7 protein-coding genes are annotated in these 5,329 nt (G+C 65.1%); 3 read left to right on the top strand and 4 right to left on the bottom strand.

Annotated features, from left to right (window positions below):
• Positions 1-40: 40 nt before the first annotated feature.
• Together RSO01_RS45875 and RSO01_RS45870 are read right to left on the bottom strand one after the other, a co-directional pair.
• Positions 41-913, bottom strand: coding sequence for a TauD/TfdA dioxygenase family protein (locus tag RSO01_RS45875; protein WP_147157316.1), 873 nt, complete (start codon positions 911-913; stop codon positions 41-43).
• 10 nt (positions 914-923) lie between these two features.
• Positions 924-1,622 (bottom strand): dihydrofolate reductase family protein, encoded by a 699-nt coding sequence (locus tag RSO01_RS45870; RefSeq protein ID WP_147157315.1) that lies wholly within the window; start codon positions 1,620-1,622, stop codon positions 924-926.
• A gap of 222 nt (positions 1,623-1,844) precedes the next feature.
• Between RSO01_RS45870 and RSO01_RS45865 the strand changes: the two genes are divergently transcribed.
• On the top strand, positions 1,845-2,849 hold the full coding sequence (locus tag RSO01_RS45865; protein WP_147157314.1) for a tripartite tricarboxylate transporter substrate binding protein: 1,005 nt from the start codon (positions 1,845-1,847) through the stop codon (positions 2,847-2,849).
• Between the two features lie 12 nt (positions 2,850-2,861).
• Here the strand turns inward: RSO01_RS45865 and RSO01_RS48195 are convergent, their stop codons facing one another.
• Positions 2,862-3,119, bottom strand: a complete 258-nt coding sequence (locus RSO01_RS48195) for a type II toxin-antitoxin system HicB family antitoxin (RefSeq protein ID WP_170303889.1) — start codon at positions 3,117-3,119, stop codon at positions 2,862-2,864.
• A 99-nt stretch (positions 3,120-3,218) separates the two neighbouring features.
• On the opposite strand from RSO01_RS48195, the gene RSO01_RS45860 reads away from it, so the two are divergent.
• A complete protein-coding gene (locus RSO01_RS45860) occupies positions 3,219-4,286 on the top strand; it encodes a ferritin-like domain-containing protein (RefSeq protein WP_147157313.1) in 1,068 nt (355 codons plus the stop codon).
• Between the two features lies 1 nt (position 4,287).
• On the opposite strand, the gene RSO01_RS45855 is transcribed toward RSO01_RS45860, so the two are convergent.
• Positions 4,288-4,632, bottom strand: coding sequence for a c-type cytochrome (locus RSO01_RS45855; protein ID WP_147157312.1), 345 nt, complete (start codon positions 4,630-4,632; stop codon positions 4,288-4,290).
• Between the two features lie 136 nt (positions 4,633-4,768).
• On the opposite strand from RSO01_RS45855, the gene RSO01_RS45850 reads away from it, so the two are divergent.
• The gene (locus RSO01_RS45850) at positions 4,769-5,317 is read left to right on the top strand and encodes a GNAT family N-acetyltransferase (protein ID WP_281291656.1); all 549 of its coding nucleotides are present in this window, start codon (positions 4,769-4,771) and stop codon (positions 5,315-5,317) included.
• Positions 5,318-5,329 lie beyond the last annotated feature (12 nt).

The raw sequence follows: 5,329 nt of genomic DNA, 5'->3' as shown, positions 1-5,329 counted from the left end.
CAAGCTCATGAGCGAGCCGGAGGCTCGCGGTCCGGCAAGATTATGCCGCCATCACCGGTTCGCGGCCGACGATGGTCGTGCGGTGCATGACTCGGCGTTCGGTGGGATCGTGCGGCGTCACGGCGTGCACGGTGCAGCGGTTGTCCCACATCAGCACGTCGTGCGGCTCCCATTCGTGCCGGTACATGTATTTCGGCTGGGCGGCGAACGCCGACAGCTCCTCGATCAGCCGGCGCGCCGGTCCCTCTTCCAGGCCCTCGACGGCGTCGTTGTAGATCGAGCTGATGTACAGGCACTTGCGGCCAGTCACAGGATGCTTGCGCACCATGGGGTGCCACACCGGCGGCATGGCGGCCTTCTCTTCGGCGGTCGGCGGCGGAGAGCCGACCACCCGACTCAGCATGCTGAAATCGTGCCGTGCCTTGCGGCCTTCGATCTGGCGCTTCAGGCCTTCCGGCAGCTCGTCGTAGACCATGTACATGTTGATGAACTGGGTGATGCCGCCGGTTCGGCTGATCTCGATGCCGTGCAGCAGCGAGCCCATGGACGGCAGCGGCCGGTAGCTCGAATCGGTGTGCCACTGCTGCGAGGAGGACAGCTGCTTCTGCCCAGGCTCACTGGGCGGCAACAACCGGTTCTGCTCATCGACGTTGGACACCAGGAAGATCTCGCGCACCCGATCCGAGCGCAGATGCAGCGAGGTCTGGTGGAAGATCTCCGCTTCGCCGAAGTTGCGCGTGAAGGCGACATGCTCCTGGTCGGTGATCTGCTGGTCGGGGAACACCACGACCAGATGCTTCATCCAGGCCGCATGGATTTCGCGGATCGTCTCGGCGTCCACCGGCTTCTTCATGTCGACGCCGCGGATTTCCGCGCCCAGCGCGGGGTGTCGTGCCTTCACCGTGATGGCCATTGTTTCCTCCTCAGCCGTTTTTTATCTCGTAGCGCAGCCAGAGCGCGTCGTCCTCCAGCCTCTCGCAGCTCTTTAACGTCATGCCCGCCACCGGTGCCGTCGGACCGGTCATCTCGGTCTCCGAATCGAACACGTAGGGTCCACCCCGCGCGCCGTCGACGGTCGGCACGATCGCGAGGCTGAGCTCGTCCAAAAGGCCGGCGCGCAGGAACGAGCCGTTGACCTTGCCGCCACCCTCGATCAGCAGGCGCTTGATGCCGAGCTCCTTGTTCAGGATCTCCAGCAGGAGCGCCAGGTCGAGCTTGGTCTTGCCGGCGAAGACGTAGGACACGCCTTCCCCGCGCAACGCCTCGAGATGCGAATCCGGAACCTGCTCGGTCAGCACGACCACGATAGGATCGCCGCCGATGTCGGAGCGGCCCCAGGCGATCTTGCCCTGGGCGTCGATCACGATGCCCCAGACCTTGGCGCCTTTGATCGCGAACCACGACGTGCGCGGATAGGTCTGGCTCGCCGGCTTCGCGGGATAGGCATCGCGCTTGGCAAACTCCCGGCCGGTCACGCGCCCGACAAGCCAGGCATCGCCCTCGAGCTTGTCATGCAGGACCTCGAACAGGTTGCCCGACTTCTCGCGCGCCGGCCGCTGGCGGCTCTGCCAAGTGCGCCCGTCGACGCTCGAGACCATGTGACAGATGACGTGGGGCTTCATGGTCCGCCGAGGCTATCAAGGACCGCCGGCCGCTGCATCCGGGCGATCCGCGCTCTGCGGAACAGGATGAGAGGGGGTTGCACGAGCTGTCGAAGCCCCTCTCCTAGCCTCTCCCCCTAGCCGCCTACGCTGCGCTGCAGCTTCGGTGGCTTTAGCTGCATACTTGCCTCAAGTCCCCCGAAGCTCCGGAGGAGCGAAGGGGGGCTAGCGGGGGAGAGGAACATGAGTCGTGTCAACATGGAGGGGGAGGCAATGAAGATGCGCCATCTCACGCGCCGCACCGTTCTCGCGTCTGCCTTGGCCGCGCCCGCGATCGCCCGGGCGCAAGGCGACTTTCCCAATCGGCCTATCAAGCTGGTGATCCCGTGGCCGCCGGGTGCGTCGGCCGACGCCTTCCTGCGCACCATCGCCGACCAGGCCGGCAAGCGGCTGGGCCAGACCGTGGTGCCCGACAACAAGCCCGGCGCCAACGGCACCTTCGGCGCCATCGCGCTGAAGGACGCCAAGCCCGACGGCTACACCCTGGCGCAGATCCATACCGGCGTGGTGCGGGCCCAGCTCATGGCCGAGCAGCCGGCCTACAACGCCCAGACCGACTTCACCTACATCATCCAGCTCTCGGGCTCGGCGCACGGCATCGTCGTGCGCGCCGACAGCCCGTGGCAGACGCTGGAAGAGCTCATCGCCGCCGCCAAGGCCAACCCCGGCAAGCTGAACTACGGCACGTTCGGGCCGTCCTCGGTCCAGAACATGACCATGGTCGACCTGCAGCAGCGGCTCGGCATCGAGCTGACGCACGTGCCCTACCGCGGCGGCAGCGAGCTCTACCAGGGCCTGTTGGGCAAGCAGATCGACATCATCGCCGACGCCAGCGGCTGGATCCCGCTGGTGCAGGGCGGCCAGTTCCGCCTGCTCGTCGTCTGGGGCTCCAACCGCATGAAGCTCTTCCCCGAGGTGCGCACGCTCAAGGAAGCCGGCATCGAGCTGGTGGTGAACTCGCCCTACGGCATCTGCGGTCCCAAGGGCATGGAGCCGGCGATCGTCAAGAAACTCCACGACGCGTTCAAGGAGGCGCTGTACGACGCCGCCACGCAGGCCGTCATGGAGAAGTTCAGCATGCCGACGCTCTACCAGGACGCCGCCGCCTACCAGGCCGACTACAAGGAACTGGAAGCCGTCGAGCGCGAGAACCTGAAGCGCGTCGGCCTGCTCGCCAAGCCGGGCTGACCGGCCAGCCCTTCACCCGAGGATCAGCAGAAGCCGCCGATAGCGGCCGCGATGGTCGCCCAGCGGCAGCTCGTCGGCGGTGCTGGCCTTTGGCAACGGCAACCCTTTGGCGACGATCTTGTCGAGAAGCTCGCGGGCATCGCGCGACAGGCGATAGATGATCTCCGCCTCGCTGACGCCGGTGGCCATGACTCCCGGCAAGTCCGGCACCCAGCCAACGTAGTGGTTATCCGGGGCGTGTCGGATCAGCGAGTAGTAGGAGGCATCCATGACTGAAGGACAGCAGGGCGTGCGCCTGCGTCCTTGATCCAGATCAAATGGAAAAATGAACAACGCGTCATCATTCCCTTCCCCAGGGATGGAGCAGCGATGACCACGCAGACCCTCTATCAATTGCCGATCGACATCACGCAGTGGCATTTCGATGGCCAGACGGAAGTGCTGTTCAACTGGGAGTACGAGGACGGCTCGGCCGACCTGCTGAAGCTTTACGAGAAGGGCAAGCAGCAGCAGTGGAATACTTCCAGCCGCATCGACTGGTCCCAGGACCTGTTCGAGGACAATCCGATGGGTCTCTCGGACGAGACGATCCCAATCTACGGCTCGCCGGTGTGGGCCAAGCTCACCGACAAGGAAAAGAACTGGCTGCGCTTCAACCTTCAATGCCACACGATCTGTCAATTCATGCACGGCGAGCAGGGCGCGCTGATCGCCACCGCCAAGATCGTCAGCACCGTCCCCGACATGAATGCCAAGTTCTACGCCGCCACCCAAGTGATGGACGAAGCTCGCCACATCGAGGCCTACAAGCGACTGATCCACGAGAAATTCAAGTCGGCCTACCCCATCACGCCATCGCTCAAGAACCTGCTGGAGCAGACACTGAGCGACCGGCGTTGGGATTTCACCTATCTCGGCATGCAGGTGCTGATCGAAGGCTTGGCGCTCGCCGCCTTCCAGCGCATCCGCGACAGCGCCAGGAACAACCTCGCGGCCTCGATCAACGCCTATGTGATGCAAGATGAGGCACGGCACGTCACCTTCGGTCGCCTGGCGCTGCGCGACTACTATCCGCAGCTTTCCGATGCCGAGCGCGCCGAGCGCGAGGAGTTTGCCGTCGAGGCGCTCTACTTCATGCGCGATCGCTTCAACCAGGCCGAGGTCTGGGAACGCTCGGGCCTTCCGGTCGACGAACTGGTCAAGTACGCCTACGAGTCCGGCGCCATGCAGGCCTTCCGCGCCCGCCTGTTCACGCGCATCGTGCCGATCCTCAAGGAGATCGGACTGTTCGGACCGAGGATGCAGAAGGCCCTGGGCGACATGGGCGTGATGGAGTACGCAAAGATCGACGTCGAGAAGCTGATCGGCAACGACATGAAGGTCGCCGAGGATTTCGACGCCAAGGCGTTCGTTCGAGCCGCCGTCGCCGCCCAGTGATTCACTTGCCCGGCGGCGAGCCGCTTTGCTTGAGGCTGAGGATGTAGGCGATGATCCCGTCGCGCTGCTCGGTGGTCAGCCTGAACATCGGCATGCCGGCATGCGGCGTCGTCAGTGCCACGGTGAGCGCCGTGGCGGTCATCCCGGGCGTCGTTGCCAGCGCCAGGAAGGTCGGCGCCCGCGCGTTCGGCGATTGAAGCTGCTGCGCCTGGATGGCGTGGCACGCCGAGCAGACCTCCCGCGCCACCGCCAGACCGCGTTGGTATTCGCCGCCCTCCTCGGCGTGCAGGGGCGGGCTGGCCAGCGCGGCGAACAGCATGGCCGCGACCGATGGCAGGATCTTCATGCCGACCTCCGGAGACGTCATCGTTCCTGTAGCCCGAACAGCCATGCGCGACGTTGATGTGGATCAACCGGCCGGTGTCGCCGACATGAAAGTGTCACCAATGCGTGATTGATCGGCATCCCGAGGAGATGCCGCCTTGAACCTGCCGGTCACCGAGTCCCGCGATGCCATCGTCCGTCCCTCGACCGAGGACGATGTGCCGGCGATGCTGGCGATCTACGCCCATCACGTCCGCAACGGCGTGAACGTCGAGGACCCCGAGCCGCTGCACGACGAGGATATCAAGCGCCGGCGCAAGAACATGCTCAGGCGCAAGCTGCCGCATCTCGTGGCCGAACGGGCGGGGACGATCGTGGGCTATGCCTACGCCGTGCCCTTCCGCAAGCGGCCGGCCTATCGCTATGCCGTAAAACATTCGATCTACGTGCATCCCGACCATCTGCATTCCGGCGTCGGCCGGGCGCTGCTGCCGGCGCTGATCGAAGCCTGCGGCGCCGCCGGCTTTCGCCAGATGATCGCCTATGTCGACGCCGAGAACGTACCGTCGCAGAACCTGCACGAGGCCTTCGGCTTCCGCCGCGTCGGCCTGCTGGAGGGCGTGGGATACAAGTTCGGGCGCTGGACGGACAGTTTGCTGATGCAGCGCGTGCTCGAGCCTGGGTCACGCGAGGCGCCGAGCTTCTGAGCTCTTGCCGGA

The organism is Reyranella soli (genome assembly GCF_007992495.1).
GTDB classification, from domain to species: domain Bacteria; phylum Pseudomonadota; class Alphaproteobacteria; order Reyranellales; family Reyranellaceae; genus Reyranella; species Reyranella soli.
This window is presented reverse-complemented; position numbering and strand designations above follow the sequence as displayed.